Below are 15,442 nucleotides of genomic sequence, written 5' to 3'. Positions count from 1 at the left end.
CAATTCACTATTCCCAATTCACTATTCCCAATTCACTATTCCCAATTCACTATTCCCAATTCACTATTCCCAATTTACTATTCCCAATTTACTATTCCCGATACAACTGTTAACTGAATTCCGGTCTTACATGTTCGGTACTGAAAAATTCATCTTCAGGTTCATTCCCGGTATTTCCCCGAACTGTCCGGAAATGTATGTGTTTCTGAAGCTTTCAAACTGTTCATAGTACTGAGCGCGTTCAACCAGTCCTTTGAATATCTCTTCCATGTATTCACCTCTATTCCCAAAAACTACTTTAGTATTTATTAAGCTCCGCCAAGCAGGGTGAAAGTATTTTTTGATGGAATCCAGGAGGTGGAGGTTTCAAAATCGATATGGTTACCAGACCTGAAACTCTCTCAACATAGGTTGATATTATTCCCGGGAGGATAAAGATACGTCAAAAAAATTTAGAATAGAAGAGTTTAGAATAGAAGAGTTTAGAATAGAAGAGTTTAGAATAGAAGAGTTTAGAATAGAAAAATTTAGAATAGAAGAGTTTAGAATAGAAAAATTTAGAATAGAAGAGTTTAGAATAGAAGAGTTTAGAATAGAAGAGTTTAGAATAAAAGAGTTATGGGAAGACTGTTTTACTGCTCTTTTGCAACAGCCGCAAGCTGCTCCCCTAGTTTTCTGCATCTCTCTAGTTCTTTTTCATATGGTCTGTACCGAACCTGTAATCCAGTTTCCAGCACCTCTACTCCTGCATCTTTTAATTCCTGTTCTACTGTTTTTACTGCTCCCCCTCCCCAGCCGTATGACCCGAAAGCCACAGCTTTTTTGTTCTGGGGGCGCAGTCCTTTGAGGTACACCAGGAAGTCTCCAACTGTTGGAAAGAGCCCGTTATTAAGGGTTGGGGAGCCCACTACAAAGGCGGCTGTATCGAGCATTTCTTTCATTATATGGTTCCGAGTGTTTTTCCGAAGATTCAGAAGTTTTACTTCAACTCCCGCTTCCCGAACCGCTTCTGCAATCTCACTTGCCATTATTTCCGTGCTTCCCCACATAGTATCGTATATTACAAGCACTTTTTCCTTTACTTCCCCGTTGGCCCATGTCCTGTATGCCTCAAGGATTTTTTTGAGGTCCTGTTTCCAGATGATTCCATGGGAAGGGGCGATCTGCAGGGGTTCTACCCCCAGTTTATCCAGTAATCCTATAAAGCGAAGCAGTGGAATGTGAAACGGCATCAGTATGTTTGCATAATACTCGGCAGCTTCCGGGATAACATCCCCTACTTCAAAATCATACCTCTTTGAGGTGGCTATATGCTGCCCGAAACCATCGTTTGAGAAGAGGATCCGGTCTTCTTTCAGGAAAGTTTCCATGCTGTCAGGCCAGTGAAGCATTGTGGCTTCCAGGAACATGAGGGTCTTGCCTCCAAGGTCCAGCTGGTCGCCGGTCTTCACAACCTCAAGGTCCCAGTTCTCACTGCCTGAGTCTCTGAAATAGCCGTTAAGGATATCGACGCCTCTTTTTGTAATGAAAATCTTTGCATCGGTTTGTTTTTTAAGCTCTGCCAGGGAACCTGCATGGTCAAGTTCCATATGGTTTACTACAATGTAGTCAAGCTTTGAAGGGTCGATTATCCGGGTAATCCGCCTGAGCATCTCCCCCGCAAAAGGAGCCTTTACGGTATCGATAAGGGCAGTCTTTTTCCCAACAACAAGGTAGGAGTTGTAAGTTGTCCCGCCCGGAGTGGTAAACCCGTGAAAGTCCCTACCGTTCCAGTCAATTGCTCCTACCCAGTAAACTCCCCTGGCAAGTTCGACGTCTCCATCGGTTTTTTCGATTTCCATATCCTCACAGCCCTCTCAGTTTTTTTCAGGTCTGCATCCGGAACTGAGTGATATATTCGAGGTAACTGTCAATAATCTCGTAGTGGCCTCTTTCGTACATGGACAGCATTTCAAAAAATTTTTTCTGAGTTTCGTCTCCGACTTTTTTTGCCATTGCAGAATAAAAGTCTTCACTTTTTCTCTCATGCCTCATGGCTGCAAGAAGAATGCCTGCATCTCCAAGAGTTATCTCACCCACTTTCGTTCGACTAACATCGAATTCAGGACTGAAGGACTGCCCGCTGGATACTTCAGTGCTGATTTTTGGCAGTTCTTTTTTATCACGGTAATCTTCGAGGTAGCCAAGGTGCTTCGCTTCTTCAGCTGCCAGCTCCTCATAAAGTTCCTTGAATTTTGGATTTTCCATTAAGGCAGCCTGCTGCAGATAAAAGGTCTTTGCTTCTTTTTCCCTCTCAATTGCAAGGGCTATAGCTTCTTCAATTCCTTTAAGATTTCTTACTTCCTCAATTGTGTCCTGATAAGCGCTTTTCATACTTTTTATCCCCCGGGACTATTTTATCTGATTTCCCTTTCTTCTAAATTTATTTAATTACCTGTTTCCTTCCTGGTTTTGCGTTTCTTTTGTTCTTTTATTTTTAAGGTTATATCTTCAGAAGGTCGTTCAAGCCCAAATATATCATAAATATCATAGGGACTGGGAAGTACGGTTATATTTTCCATCTGCGCAAGTTTTTCCGAGTTTGTAACATCGACTTCGCGCATACTTAGCTCAAATGCTCTCCCGCTGGGTGCAGCAGTTTTTACAGTTCCCCTTTTCTGGTCTACAGGTAGAATGAAAATAGGTGTTTTTCCTTTTGCGGTCTGAGAAACCGCATTCGTAACAAGGGTATCTGCAATCCCGTACACGATCTTTGCCACTGTATTGGCAGTTGCCGGGGCTATGAGCAAGAAATCATAATATCCCATCTGCAGCGGGCCTGCAATAAATGGGGAGTTGGGGCCTGCATCTACTTTGAAGTTAGGGAAATCGTTCTGGATTTTGTCCCACAGGTGATACCATTTGATTACGGTTTCACCCTCTTTAGACAGGAAAACCATTGTTTCAACACCTGTCCGATTCTTAATGTCCACCAGAATACTGTAGGTCTCAATCATCTGGTCTCCGGAACCTGTAATTCCCCATGCTATACGTTTAATTTTCTTGCCTAGCGGTTCTACCAAAATAACACCTTCCTTAAGGTTTCAATCCAATCTCTGATGATTTATTAGACTGATTTTTTTGTCTCACTGCTTATCCGTCTCATTGCTTACTTGTTTCTTCTTTCGGCATTTCCGGCGTTTAAATTTCAGGCTCCGCTCCTGAACTAGCACTGCGATTCCGAAGTAGGTTTTCAAAAGTTGACTCTTGAATCTATTTACCAATCACTAATCTTTCCCACTAAATCAGGAATTTATTTTGGAATCGATACACTAGCTTTCTTTACGAGCTGGGTTGTCTGAATAAGCTTCTTAAGGGTTTTTCTAAGGCTCCTCATGCCTTCCGAATCCTCGGAAACCCCTTCTGCTCCCATATCCCGCGACCAGAACGTCCCCCCCAGATTTGCTCCGAAAGAGCCTCCTCCAACAGGGATCATTTCATTGATCACATAAAAGTTCAGAATGGTCTGGATAGCCGGTTCCTGTCCACCTATTCGGTCGCCTCCATCTGCAATTCCCATCCCTACCTTGTTCAAAAAGACCTTTGGGTCTCTGGCAACAACGGCTCTGCAACGGTCCATAATCGTTTTTGTCTGGGCACTAACGGTTCCCTGATAAACAGGAGTCCCTATGACCCAGGCATCTGCCCATATCATTTTTTCATACAGTTCAGCCGAAATATCGTCTTTGTGGATGCAGCCTTCTTTTTTCTTTACGCAGAAGTCGCAGTGGATGCAGAAGTTTAACTTTTTCCCTTTGGCAGAGAAATAGTCGGTTTCTGCCCCGTACTTTTCCTTTGCGATCTTCAAAGTTTCCTGGACCAGAAAATCAGTCGCCATATTTCTGGGACTTCCCGATATTCCCAGAATTTTTATCGGTTTGGTTTCAGTTTCTTGCATGCCCCGTCTCCGGCATCCCTTTTAAAAAATTAATCATATACTTGAACATATACGTTGGTATGTCTTTTGGACACATAATTTTATGCTCTGATAAATCTAAATACCCTTATTTTTTCGTTTTGTCTTCTTTTAGGCCTTTTGTCTTTTTTTATACATTTTATAAAAGCTTACCAGAGAGAGGGTAATAAGCGTTCCTGTTACCCCAAAGCCAGGAGTGGAGGCTTTTTTCTCCTCAGGGTATGTTGCCATATCGATCACAGGCACCAAATAGGCCCCTTCCCCGAAAAGCTCATCTATATGTTCCTGAGAAGCTGATCGGTAGTGAAGGATTGCCTTTACACTGATGGGATTGGAAGCTTTTTGAGGCATTGAAAAGGAATGTTTTTCAACTGCAGAAGATTTAGGGCCTATCCTATTGTCAGAAAGAATGCTTTCTGCTTCCCATACTTTTACCGTGGGGTTTCCTTCTGAATCAGCAAAAACCGTGTGATAGACCGTTGCTCCAGAGTCAATTTTCCCTTCACTGTCAAGAGCCCCTGAGTGATAGATTTCCTTCCCTTCAGCGTCATGTGCAATAAGCTCAAGCCAGATTTCCCGCTCTTCGGTAACGCCGGTAGGGATTTTGTGCCCTGCCCCTGTGTTTATAATCTCTACCTCAACTTCCACATTTTCCCCAGGTTCTGCCGAATCGGGAGCTGTTACTTTAAGGGATGCAGCATGCTGTAGGTACTCTATAGCCCTTTTTTCGTGCCTCCCTTCCCCCATAACCTCTGTTACGAAAGCGTTTGCGCCCGCAAAATAATGGGTATACACATGTTCCCTTTTCGGGCCTGTTGAGGCAGCTTTTCCGGGGTTTTCTTCAAAGCCGACGATTCCCGGGGTCATATGGCAAGCCTGGCAGTTCACCCCTTCTTCAGCATATGAGCTTTCTTCCCATTCGGTATAAGTGGCTGCGAGAGTCAGGTTATTTACCGGATGGTAGATATTATGGCACATACCACAGTATCCGGACTCGTTGTAGAACTCATGAGTCTCTATCTCATGGGAAGGAGACACTGCATCGGCTCTGTTCCCCCATTTTACATCTCCAGGCTCAAGTACATAGAGGGCATTTCCAATTCCCTCACTTTCGACAACTGAATGGCAGAAATCACACTGGACTCCTTCTTTTGCAACCTCACTCAGGTCCGAGCCGTCGAGGGGAGGGATTTCAGCCGAAACCATTCCTATGGGCGTATGGCAGCGAGAGCAAAACTCCGGAGAAAGACCCTGGGCTTCTGCAGCTACACCATATTCCTGAAGCATTGCCTGGTAAAAGAAGTCACTGTCTGCATTCGAATGCATTGAGCCGTCCCATTCCCCGAAACTGCTCCCGTGGCAGTTGGAACAGAGACCGGATTTCGAAAATTGGTCAGATGTGAAGTTCCTGGGTCCGCTTTGCTCTGCCGCGACAGAGGATGCCCATAATCCTGCAAATAAAAAAATGGTAATCATGAGTACCGTGCTTTTCACTGACGTTCCCTCCAGACTATGTCTTCAGGTTTTCAGATTTTCCAGATGCACGTTTGCCTTTTTTCCCCAGATATGGTCTCTACTATACTGATAATCTTTCCGGGAACTATGGATGTTGCTGTTTTTCCGGGCGTGCAGGTTTATGGTTACGGATTTTTTTCTCCGTATACTCTGCAAGTTCACCCTTCACACGCCATATTTTTCTCTTTATCTTAGGACTATAAAATCCAGCTATCTCCCCCGTTTCCGGTCAGTTTTACTCTTTAGCTCATCTTGATAGTCATGAACTCTTCCCAGGTCCCATGAATGTTGCAGTGTTCAAGAGCATGGAGTTTGCTTTCCTTTCCTGCCAGGGATTTATCTGCCTCAATTGTGAATGTAGCTTCAGCTTTCTTGTTTTTGCGCAGGGAGAGCTCTACTTTTCCTATTTTGTTGTCATTGAGGTAGAGTTCGATCCACTCGATATGGTGCTTTTCTTCCATCACGTGAGGAATAAGTCCCACCTCAACAATTACATCAAAAGGCTTTCCGGCAACGATGGTTTTTGGCACGTAGATTGCCGGGATGTGCTTCTTATCTCCTTCTGTCAGGTTTTTAGGGTCCGCCGGTTTGTTAATCTTTCCTTCCACCATATTCATTCCCTCCACTGTTGGTTTATTTCGATCGAATTTTAAGGAACTATGAACAGTGGTGCAAATATAACCCGCTACTTGTAGAGGATTGCGCCACTGCAATTCTAATTCCAATAAATGTAATTTTAAAATATAATTTAATATGTAATTTTTGAATGTAATTTTGATATTCATCAAAGAATGCGGGAACACCCCTTCCTTAAAAGTCATCAGACTTTAGGGAGGGGTAGTTGACTTTTAAACGTGGCTTTCACATTTATTTCAGCATTTTGAGAGCATCCCTACAAGCAGCTACGGCAGGAGCACCAGAGGTGATGAAGATAACTTCCATTGTCTCCATGATCTCTTCCTTGGTAGCCCCGTTCTTAAGCGCGCTTTTCATCTGGGACATAGTGCAGGACTCGCACTGCTTTGATGCCACCACTGCAAGGGCCATAAGGATCTTCATCTTGGCCGGAAGAGCTCCGTCTGTCAGTATTTTGTGGTCACATCTTCTGTATTTGTGCAGGAATTCCGGATCAAGATCTCCAAGTGTCTCCAGAATTTGAGGGGTGAACCCCATTTTCTCTCCCATACTTTCTATAATCTCTTTGTGTTCTGTCATTCTTCTAATCTCCTCTACTCCATTATTAGAACTACCAATTTTTATTGATTTACATTTATATTAAATATTTATCTTAATACTTATATTGATATGCACAACCGTTTTTTTAGACGCAGAACCCATCTCCAAGAATGTTGTCAATGCATTCTTTACACAGCATCCGTGGAAGGCCCTTCTTTAGTGTCTTGTGAGGCAGCGGGTATCCTCCTCCTTTCATTGGGAATTCTACCTGTTTTATATGTTCCATGCAGAGACCCTTTCCGCAGACAATGCAAACCCCTACTGCTTCAGTATCCTTATTCTCTTCAAGGCAATCGTAACATTTCAGCATTTTTGGCCACCTCAGCAAACCTCATTAAACAGGCAGTTCTCCTTCAGGGCTTCATGGCAGGGAAGGCAGACAATTCTTTTTATATGTTCTTGGTCGGGCTTCAGCTCTATCGGGTAGTCCCCCTCCCAGACCGGGGTTTCCTCATGGATAAGATGATCTTTGCAAACCCCTCTCCCACATACAATACAAATTCCCACAGCATCCGTATCTTTGCCTTCTATGGCGCACTCATAACATTTCATCGGTTTTCCTCCTAGCAGGAAATCCTGTTTTTATTCGAATTTTATCCAAACAATTTCAGGTCTGAGAATTCATAATTCTCATATGAGAGAATTTCTGACTCTCTAATGACCCTTAAATTAACTCTCTAATGACCCTTTATAATAACCCTTAAATTATTCCTCTATGAGGATCATATCTTCTCCACAGCAAACAAGCGTTCCACCCCCGACTTCTGTTACGGTGACCTCATTACCGCAGATTTCACATCGGTACTTTTCTCCTTTTCTGGATACAGCCATAGCTAATTCACCTCCTTGTCTTTTATATTAAATTCCTAAACCCTCAGCAGGAAAATCCTGAGTCTTTTAGCTTAAGGGGTAGTTGACCAAAACTTTTAAGCGGATTTTCCACTTGCCCTATTATTTCCGGCATTTACTCCGATACTTACTCCGGATTTTATCTACACCCATCTATATTATCGATTCTTTGTATATAATTGTAAGGATTTTTTAAAATGTAATAAATTTTCCCCTTCAATCCGATTCTGTCTTATTTTTCTCACACATTTTTTACCGGGCTTTAAGGCTTTGTCTTTTCCCTATTTCGTTATCTTTAACCCCTATATTTATCATTTTCTAACCATGGAAAACTCTAACTATTTCGGTAGCTTGCATTTTTATAATATAAACTTTTTCCTGTTTTTTGAAGAATAACTTTCTTTAAAATTAGCTATTTATTATTTTTCCTTAATTATGGGTTGAAATCTGATCAGGACCATATCTGATCAGGACCCACGCAGTTGAACTGAAAAATAAAACAGATATCACTCCTCTGTATAAATCACAATAATATTGATAAAGCCGCACATGCCTGATTTTATCTATTGAGTAAGCAAGTACTATATGATTTGAAAAAGTCCTATTATGGAAAAGGTTTATAAGGTTTGATTATTTCCTTTGAATTAGTCAGGTCTTGAACAGGTCTTCACTTTCAAGGGTATTTTGAGGAATTCTTTTATTAAAATAATTATATACATTTTCTTTAATACAGTTAATTATATATAGACTCTTAAATACTGTTATATGAATTGTAGTTAAAAATTATAATTGACCTCTATTATACTGGATGTTAATTATAAATTGGCCTCTATTATACTGGACGTTAATTATAATTAAATAGATATCTTTATGTGGGGCGAAAAACAGGCCCGTCTAGCTATTAACCCATTAGTTAAAAGGAGTTACCAAATATGAAGTTCGGAATCGAATTTGTACCGGCCGATCCTGCTTTAAAGATCGCATATTACGCAAAGCTTTCAGAACAACAGGGATTCGACTATGTATGGATCACTGACCACTACAACAACCGTGACGTATATTCCACTCTTACCGTTCTCGCTCTGAACACCAACAGCATCAAGATCGGCTCCGGTGTTACAAACTCTTATACCAGGAACCCTGCAATTACAGCATCCAGCATTGCTTCCGTTGCAGAGATTTCAGGTGGTAGAGCAGTCCTTGGTCTCGGACCCGGAGACAAAGCAACTTTCGATGCTATGGGCATTGCATGGGAAAAGCCTCTCGCAACCACAAAAGAAGCAATTCAGGCAATTAGAGGATTCCTTGCAGGTCAGAAAGTCTCCATGGACGGCGAAATGGTCAAGTTCGGAGGCGCAAAGCTTGCTTTCAAAGCTGGACCAATCCCTATCTATATGGGTGCCCAGGGCCCCAAGATGCTCGAACTTTCCGGTGAAATTGCAGATGGTGTCCTGATCAACGCTTCTCACCCGAAGGATTTTGAGGTCGCTGTGGAACAGATCCGCAAGGGTGCCGAAAAAGCCGGCCGTGACCCCAGTGAAGTCGACGTTACAGCATACGCCTGTTTCTCCATTGACAAAGACCCGGTAAAAGCAATTAATGCTGCAAAAGTAGTGGTTGCCTTTATCGTTGCAGGATCCCCTGACCTTGTCCTCGAAAGGCATGAAATTCCGGTCGAAGCCAAGAAGCAGATCGGTGCAGCCATTGCCAAGGGAGACTTCGGGTCCCTCATGGGCGGGCTTGTTACCCCTCAGATGATCGAAGCCTTTGCCATCTGCGGAACTCCGGAAGACTGCATGAAGAGGATTAAGGACCTCGAAGCAATTGGAGTAACCCAGATTGTCGCCGGATCCCCTATCGGTCCTGACAAAGAGAAAGCAATAAAGCTTATAGGCAAAGAGATCATTGCAAAGATGTAATTTTTATTACATCCTGCATAACCATTTTTATATTTCATTATATTTTTAAAAACATCTTGCCGATAAGGCAAGCTTATCAAGGCATTGGAGGTAACTGATTGCCACCAAAGATTGCAGAAGTCATTGACTTTGACGTATGCGCAGCCTGTGGGGCATGCGAGGCCGTGTGTCCCATTGGGGCTGTTACCGTAAAGAAGGCGGGTGAAATTCGAGATCCGAACGATCTGGGCCTGTATGAGAAAGGAGCCGGATACCAGGTTTGTGAAGGTTGCTTAACCTGTAGTCGGGTCTGTCCGGTAGTGGACGGCTTCATCGACAACGAGCTTGCAAACGTGCGTAAGTTCTTTGGTGCAAAGTCAAAGGACAATGCCGGCAGCCAGGACGGAGGAGTATCCAGTGGTATCCTCAAATCTCTTTTCAGGCAGGGTAAAATCGACTGTGCAGTTGGGATTGCCAGAAATGAGAAGTGGGAACCTGAAGTGGTCCTGCTGACGAGTGCAGAAGATGTAGAACGGACAAGAGGGACAAAGTACACATCAGATCCCGTTCTTGCAGCGCTCAGGGAAGCCTTCGAAAAGTACGACCGGATTGCAGTTATTGGAGTGCCCTGTCAGGCCCATGCTGCACATCTGATCCGGGAGAATGTAAACGAAAAGATCGTGCTCATTATCGGATTGCTCTGTATGGAAAGTTTCCATCATGATGTCATGCTTGAGAAAATCATCCCTGAAATCCTTAAGGTAAAGGTCGAAGACATCCGGAAGATGGAATTCACCAAGGGCAAGTTCTGGGTCTACACCGATGATGGTGAGGTCCACTCCGTACCCATCAAGGACGTGGCCAAGTTTGCTCGAAACCCCTGCCACCACTGCTGTGATTATACCTCGGTCTTTGCCGACATCTCAGTAGGTTCTGTCGGGGCTCCTGACGGATGGAACTCGGTCTTTATAAGAACCGATGTAGGAGAGAAGTATTTCGATATGGTCCGCGATGATATGGAGACCATGGAAGACCCCAAGCCAGGCCTCGAACTTGTAAAAAAACTCATCGATATGAAGCGTAAGGGCAATGCTGAACATTTCCTTGAAGTCTGCGAGAAGTTCAGCTTTGAGAATGGAATCCGCAATGAAACAATCTAAAACCAGAAGATATATCCAGATATATCCAAACAGATAACCAGTACAAATTTGAGGTGAAATCCAGGATGATACGAGCTTTCTATATAGGACGTTTTCAGCCGTATCATTTCGGGCACCATACTGTAATTACGCGGATTGCCGAAGAGGTGGATGAACTGGTCATAGGCATCGGAAGTGCTCAGAAAAGCCATGAAGCCACCGACCCGTTCACGGCAGGGGAAAGGGTGCTGATGCTCTACAACGCACTTGAGAACCTCCCTATCCGCCATTACGTCCTCCCCATCGAAGATGTCAGGTACAACTCTATCTGGGTCCACCACGTTGCATCCAGAACTCCTCGTTTTGACGTGGTGTACTCAAACAATCCTCTCGTCCTCCAGCTCTTCCGGGAAGCCGGGTTCTGTGTTAAGGAGTCTCCACTCTATATCAGGGAAAGGTACTCTGGGACTGAAATCAGAAGGCGGATGATTGCAGGGGAAAAATGGGAACACCTTGTCCCAAAACCTATTGTAGAAACAATCAAAGATATCGACGGAGTAACCCGTCTCAGGAATGTTTCTGCAAGCGATAACAACTTTTCTCTATAACGCTTATTTAGCACTACTTTCTTTCAGGGCACCGAATCTATCCAGTCAAGGGAGCCTGGGCTGTATCCATGCAGTTCATCTTCTTTTCCGCTCAGAAGATAGTCTATGATTTTCTCCACATCCCCCGCAGTCTCTTCTACAGCCCTGCCGGTTGTATTTACCTCAAAAACTTTTTCGCACCATTCGAAAGCTTCCGCCAGAATCAAATCGATTGATTCGGCTTCTGCGTTTTCGTTTACCTTTTCTTTGGAATACCCGCGTTTCTCAAGCCTTTTTTTCAGTTCCGGCGGGTATGCCCTCAGTACGATAATAATATCTGCAATATAGTGTGCAAGGTGGCTTTCAAGAATTACCACTTTGTTTGCGGATTCTCTTTCCATTTTATCAGTAAGCTCAGGAAGGCGGCTTCGGATAAGCTCCATATCCGCGACTACTGAATCCCTTTTTTCATCAACTTCAGTGTAGAGATGTTCTTCTTTTATCAGGTCGTTAAGGTAGATTACTTTCCACTGCCTTCTTTTTTCGAGAAACTTGCTTACCGAGGTTTTTCCCGTACCCGGCGTACCTGTGAGTCCTATGAGCATGGAGAGGGAGATAAGGGTTTATCGCAGTTATACTTAATGCCAGTTGAGCGGTGCTGTGCCATGCTGTGTTGTACTGCGCTGTGTTGTACTATGCTGTATTGTACCGTGCTTCTGTTTGTGAGATTGAGAATCGGTGAACTACCCCTAAGCTAAAGACTTAGCAGCTTTTCACTTCATAGAAGAACATCGGCATCTCCATGAGCATTAATTCGGGCTATACCATCCCTACTGAGTTCTGTCCATTCGTCCGTTTCAGCTTTACATGAATACGAACTTGGTACAGTGGATTTATTCAAGACCTATAGAGCCTGATGGTAAACCCTTGGAAAAAGGTTGCGTGGTATTCACATAACTTAATCTAATATAATGTTAGACGATGGTACATATGAACAAAAATAATGATGAGGAAGTTGACGTTTATATCCCATAAAATTAAGATTTCATGGGTTTTACATTTTTTCCTATAAATCTCAATCCGAATAAATATCTCAATCCGAATAAATATATTAAACCGAATAAATATCTCAATCCGAATAAATATATTAAACCGAAACTTCAACAACGTGCTGGAAATGGGTCACAACAATGTATTTTTCCACCCGGATTTTCAGAAAAGCCGTTGTGGGCGAATGCAAAAAATCCACTAGATATGGATGCTTCATCAGATAGATTCTTTCCATTATGCTGCGTTCGAAGTCCTCGATGGGCTCCGCCTTCCCGAGCACTGTTACAGCCATTACATCCCTAAAATCTCCGATTGTGCTCTTTCTATTGTCAATCAACAGGGAAACTGAAGGATTTGCTGACAAATTTGAGAATTTCCTGGCTGCTTTCGTAATCAAAAAAAGAATATACTTAGGCTTTTCATCCGAGGCAAAAGCAACAAGGCTCACGTAAGGTGCTGTTCCGTTTTGAGTTGCCAGGACGGCAAGGGGTTGAGATTCAAAAAATTCATTTAGTTGTTCAAGCAGTTCTTTTTTTTCGAACCCTATCTTCTCAACAGAGGGATCCCCTGCCTTTTCTTCCAGTTCCTGAGGAATAACGGATGCAATTTCATCTTTCATACCCACAATTCCCTCTTATTGCGATTTCCTGCTTTTTCCTGAAAACTTTAAACCATTCGTCAAAACCATTCGGCACATAGCCTTTTCATTTTTTCAAAGTTCCGACAATCGGGCAATCTTTAAAAACCTCGGGGCCGTGGGGCGCTTCGTTGTCCATTGCTTCCGAGAGTTCTTGCCCTGAATCATGAAGTCCCTGGTGAGTGCCGCCTTCCCACAGATTACTGTCTGATACGTCGTATACCTGTCCGGCATATGCGATGTAAACCTTGCCGTTCTTTCCGTTGTACTCTGAAAGTTCTTCAAGTGTGTACTCTTTCATTTTCAATGTCCCCTTTATTTGACTTTTCAGTACTGATCTGAGTTTTTATCCGATCCAATAGGATTTTATCTGATCCAATATGTGTTTATCTAATTCAATATGTTTTTATCTGATCCAATCTGAGTTTTAATCTCATCCTGAGGCCTGTATCAGCTGATTGCGGACCTCAAACATTAAGCATCTTTAACATCTCGCTGGTTTCGGTGGTAGGAAGCTGGCATTCATAGTTCTGGCAGACGTATGCAGTTGCCTTTCCCTCAATAGGGAGCTGTTCTGTTGTGTATTCTGCAAGGCCTGCAATTTCGGGATTTTCTCCTTCGGGCCTGAAAACCAGCACCTTATTAGGTACGAAGTGGCTCCAGAGCTCTTCAAGCATATGTACTGTATCCGGAGATTCGCGCTTTCCAGAAATAATCACTTCATATGAAGGTCCCAGCCTGAAATCAAGAGAAGACAGAAACTGAGTGTACCCTGAAGGCGCTTTTTTGATCATATCTGAAAATGCGCGTTCGAGCCTGTCAGCAGTTCCCTCTAGTTCAGGATCTGCAATTATCCTTGAGAGGCGCAGAAGGTTCAACATTTCAACTGAGTTTCCGGATGGTATTGCTGCATCTGTAAACTCCTTTTTTCTGAAGATAAGAGCCTCACTATCGTTGGCTGTGAAATAGAGCCCCCCGGAAACAGGGTCCCAGAAGTGTTCAAACAATTCATTGTTCAGGGAAACGGCTGCTTTGAGATACCGCAGCTGGAAATCCGCCTCATAAAGTTCCAGGAGCCCATGTATCAGAAAGGCGTAGTCATCGGAAGTTCCGGAAATTCCTGCAGCTCCATCCCTGTAACGGTGAAGCAGCCTGTTGCCGGGGCTGTAAAGGGTTTCCATTATAAAATCTGCGGCTTTTTCCGCGGCTTTTAGATATTTTTGTTTCCTGAAAACCTGGAAACCTTTTGCAAAGGCTGCAATCATAAGCCCGTTCCAGTCGGTCAGAATCTTGTCATCCATTGAAGGCCTTTTGCGCTCGTACCTGGCTGCAAGGAGTTTCTCTCGGGCGCATTGCACCCGGTTTTCAACTTCTTCTACAGGGATCTCAAGTTCGGTTGCAAGGGAATCAGGAGAGAGAACCATATAGAAGAGGTTTGTTTCAGTTTTTCTGCCCCTGATTTCTTCTTCAAAGTTGCCTCCTCTTTTCAAATTGAACATTTTAGTAATTAGCTCGGAATCATCGGGACCAAGGATACTCCTGACCTCTTCTATGGTCCACAGGTAGTACTTTCCTTCTTCTCCTTCAACATCGGCATCCTCTCCGCAGTAAAAACCGCCTTCCGGAGATGTCAGATCCCTCAAAACGTAATCAAGGATTCCCTCTGCTGTTTCTTTATACAGGTCTTTTCCGGTAACCTGATAGGCTTCAGTGTATGCAATTGCGGTAAGAGCCTGGTCGTATAACATTTTTTCAAAGTGAGGCAGAAGCCACATGTTATCCGTGGAATAGCGATGAAAACCCGAGCCCAGATGGTCATAGATTCCTCCACTGCGCATATTGTCCAGGGTATGTTCTGCAATATGGAGGGCTTCAGGGTTTCCGCTACGTTTCCAGTAGCGGAGTAAAAAGGAAATTTTGTGTGGGGTCGGGAACTTTGGAGCCCCTCCAAAGCCTCCATACTCGGTATCAAATGACTCCAGCAGTTCTTCATAAGCTTCTTCGATTATCTCTTTCCCCAGTCCTTCCCCTGCAGACTCTACAATCATGTTCTGGATGGTAGATGTAATCTTTTCAGCTGAATCAAGTACATCTTCATGTTGCTGATTCCAGATTTCTTTTATCCTGGGTACCAGTTCCAGCATTCCTGTCTGGTTGAAGCGTGACTTTTTCGGAATGTAGGTCCCTGCAAAAAAAGGTTTCTTGCCCGGAGTCATAATGATACTGAGGGGCCAGCCTCCTCTTCCAAGAATAATCTGGCAGACAGTCATGTAGATGTTGTCAATATCCGGCCGTTCTTCCCTGTCTACTTTTATAGAAACAAATGTTTCGTTCATGAGTCTTGCAATCTCTTCGTCTTCAAAAGACTCATGCGCCATCACATGGCACCAGTGGCAGGTGGAATACCCAATTGAGAGAAAAACAGGCTTATTTTCTTTTCTGGCTTTTTCAAAAGCCTCTTCTCCCCATGGATACCAGTCCACAGAATTATAGGCGTGCTGTAGAAGATAAGGGCTCTTTTCATTAATCAGGCGGTTAGCTTTTCTTTGTTCTATTCCCAGTACAATCCCTCCTGT

Annotated in this window: 19 protein-coding genes; 3 read left to right on the top strand and 16 right to left on the bottom strand. The window is 43.5% G+C overall.

The window, feature by feature from the left end; all coding sequences use genetic code 11:
• Positions 1 to 126 precede the first annotated feature (126 nt).
• The 12 genes from MSWH1_RS18825 to MSWH1_RS04640 all read right to left on the bottom strand — a co-directional run bounded on the left by MSWH1_RS18825 (position 127) and on the right by MSWH1_RS04640 (position 7,537).
• Positions 127 to 270: a hypothetical protein gene (locus MSWH1_RS18825; protein ID WP_156148073.1), complete on the bottom strand. Its 144-nt coding sequence runs from the start codon at positions 268 to 270 to the stop codon at positions 127 to 129.
• 362 nt (positions 271 to 632) lie between these two features.
• Positions 633 to 1,841, bottom strand: coding sequence for an FprA family A-type flavoprotein (locus MSWH1_RS04685; RefSeq protein ID WP_048126548.1), 1,209 nt, complete (start codon positions 1,839 to 1,841; stop codon positions 633 to 635).
• 25 nt (positions 1,842 to 1,866) lie between these two features.
• The gene (locus tag MSWH1_RS04680) at positions 1,867 to 2,373 is read right to left on the bottom strand and encodes a ferritin family protein (RefSeq protein WP_048126546.1); all 507 of its coding nucleotides are present in this window, start codon (positions 2,371 to 2,373) and stop codon (positions 1,867 to 1,869) included.
• Between the two features lie 53 nt (positions 2,374 to 2,426).
• Positions 2,427 to 3,062, bottom strand: coding sequence for an archaeoflavoprotein AfpA (gene afpA, locus MSWH1_RS04675; RefSeq protein WP_048126544.1), 636 nt, complete (start codon positions 3,060 to 3,062; stop codon positions 2,427 to 2,429).
• 230 nt (positions 3,063 to 3,292) lie between these two features.
• Positions 3,293 to 3,937, bottom strand: a complete 645-nt coding sequence (locus MSWH1_RS04670) for a flavodoxin family protein (protein WP_048126542.1) — start codon at positions 3,935 to 3,937, stop codon at positions 3,293 to 3,295.
• Between the two features lie 129 nt (positions 3,938 to 4,066).
• The gene (locus MSWH1_RS04665; protein ID WP_231585584.1) at positions 4,067 to 5,449 is read right to left on the bottom strand and encodes a cytochrome c family protein; all 1,383 of its coding nucleotides are present in this window, start codon (positions 5,447 to 5,449) and stop codon (positions 4,067 to 4,069) included.
• 24 nt (positions 5,450 to 5,473) lie between these two features.
• Positions 5,474 to 5,626, bottom strand: coding sequence for a hypothetical protein (locus MSWH1_RS18820; RefSeq protein WP_156148072.1), 153 nt, complete (start codon positions 5,624 to 5,626; stop codon positions 5,474 to 5,476).
• Between the two features lie 86 nt (positions 5,627 to 5,712).
• On the bottom strand, positions 5,713 to 6,081 hold the full coding sequence (locus MSWH1_RS04660) for a desulfoferrodoxin family protein (protein ID WP_052722595.1): 369 nt from the start codon (positions 6,079 to 6,081) through the stop codon (positions 5,713 to 5,715).
• 256 nt (positions 6,082 to 6,337) lie between these two features.
• Positions 6,338 to 6,685, bottom strand: a complete 348-nt coding sequence (locus MSWH1_RS04655; protein ID WP_048126538.1) for a carboxymuconolactone decarboxylase family protein — start codon at positions 6,683 to 6,685, stop codon at positions 6,338 to 6,340.
• A gap of 106 nt (positions 6,686 to 6,791) precedes the next feature.
• Entirely contained in the window at positions 6,792 to 7,016 is a 225-nt protein-coding gene (locus tag MSWH1_RS04650) for a DUF2180 family protein (RefSeq protein ID WP_048126535.1), read from the bottom strand.
• An 11-nt stretch (positions 7,017 to 7,027) separates the two neighbouring features.
• Positions 7,028 to 7,258, bottom strand: coding sequence for a DUF2180 family protein (locus tag MSWH1_RS04645; RefSeq protein ID WP_048126533.1), 231 nt, complete (start codon positions 7,256 to 7,258; stop codon positions 7,028 to 7,030).
• A 153-nt stretch (positions 7,259 to 7,411) separates the two neighbouring features.
• Positions 7,412 to 7,537 carry a desulfoferrodoxin FeS4 iron-binding domain-containing protein gene (locus tag MSWH1_RS04640; RefSeq protein ID WP_048126531.1) on the bottom strand — a complete coding sequence of 42 codons (126 nt, stop codon included), beginning with the start codon at positions 7,535 to 7,537 and terminating at the stop codon, positions 7,412 to 7,414.
• Positions 7,538 to 8,487: 950 nt separating this feature from the next.
• On the opposite strand from MSWH1_RS04640, the gene mer reads away from it, so the two are divergent.
• From mer to MSWH1_RS04625, 3 genes are all read left to right on the top strand, one after another.
• Entirely contained in the window at positions 8,488 to 9,474 is a 987-nt protein-coding gene (mer, locus tag MSWH1_RS04635; protein WP_048126529.1) for a 5,10-methylenetetrahydromethanopterin reductase, read from the top strand.
• Between the two features lie 98 nt (positions 9,475 to 9,572).
• The gene (gene fpoF, locus MSWH1_RS04630; protein ID WP_048126527.1) at positions 9,573 to 10,613 is read left to right on the top strand and encodes a F420H2 dehydrogenase subunit FpoF; all 1,041 of its coding nucleotides are present in this window, start codon (positions 9,573 to 9,575) and stop codon (positions 10,611 to 10,613) included.
• 65 nt (positions 10,614 to 10,678) lie between these two features.
• Entirely contained in the window at positions 10,679 to 11,200 is a 522-nt protein-coding gene (locus MSWH1_RS04625) for a nicotinamide-nucleotide adenylyltransferase (RefSeq protein WP_048126525.1), read from the top strand.
• Between the two features lie 23 nt (positions 11,201 to 11,223).
• Here MSWH1_RS04625 and MSWH1_RS04620 read toward each other — a convergent pair whose 3' ends face one another.
• The 4 genes from MSWH1_RS04620 to MSWH1_RS04605 all read right to left on the bottom strand — a co-directional run bounded on the left by MSWH1_RS04620 (position 11,224) and on the right by MSWH1_RS04605 (position 15,427).
• Positions 11,224 to 11,784, bottom strand: a complete 561-nt coding sequence (locus MSWH1_RS04620) for an adenylate kinase family protein (RefSeq protein ID WP_048126523.1) — start codon at positions 11,782 to 11,784, stop codon at positions 11,224 to 11,226.
• A 542-nt stretch (positions 11,785 to 12,326) separates the two neighbouring features.
• Positions 12,327 to 12,848 (bottom strand): pyridoxamine 5'-phosphate oxidase family protein, encoded by a 522-nt coding sequence (locus MSWH1_RS04615; protein WP_052722593.1) that lies wholly within the window; start codon positions 12,846 to 12,848, stop codon positions 12,327 to 12,329.
• Positions 12,849 to 12,933: 85 nt separating this feature from the next.
• Entirely contained in the window at positions 12,934 to 13,167 is a 234-nt protein-coding gene (locus MSWH1_RS04610) for a cytochrome b5 domain-containing protein (protein WP_048126521.1), read from the bottom strand.
• 166 nt (positions 13,168 to 13,333) lie between these two features.
• Positions 13,334 to 15,427, bottom strand: a complete 2,094-nt coding sequence (locus MSWH1_RS04605) for a thioredoxin domain-containing protein (RefSeq protein ID WP_048126518.1) — start codon at positions 15,425 to 15,427, stop codon at positions 13,334 to 13,336.
• Positions 15,428 to 15,442 lie beyond the last annotated feature (15 nt).

The organism is Methanosarcina sp. WH1, from assembly GCF_000970005.1.
Taxonomy (GTDB): domain Archaea; phylum Halobacteriota; class Methanosarcinia; order Methanosarcinales; family Methanosarcinaceae; genus Methanosarcina.
The sequence above is the reverse complement of the archived record's forward strand: the minus strand, read 5'-3'. Positions and strand labels throughout refer to the sequence as shown.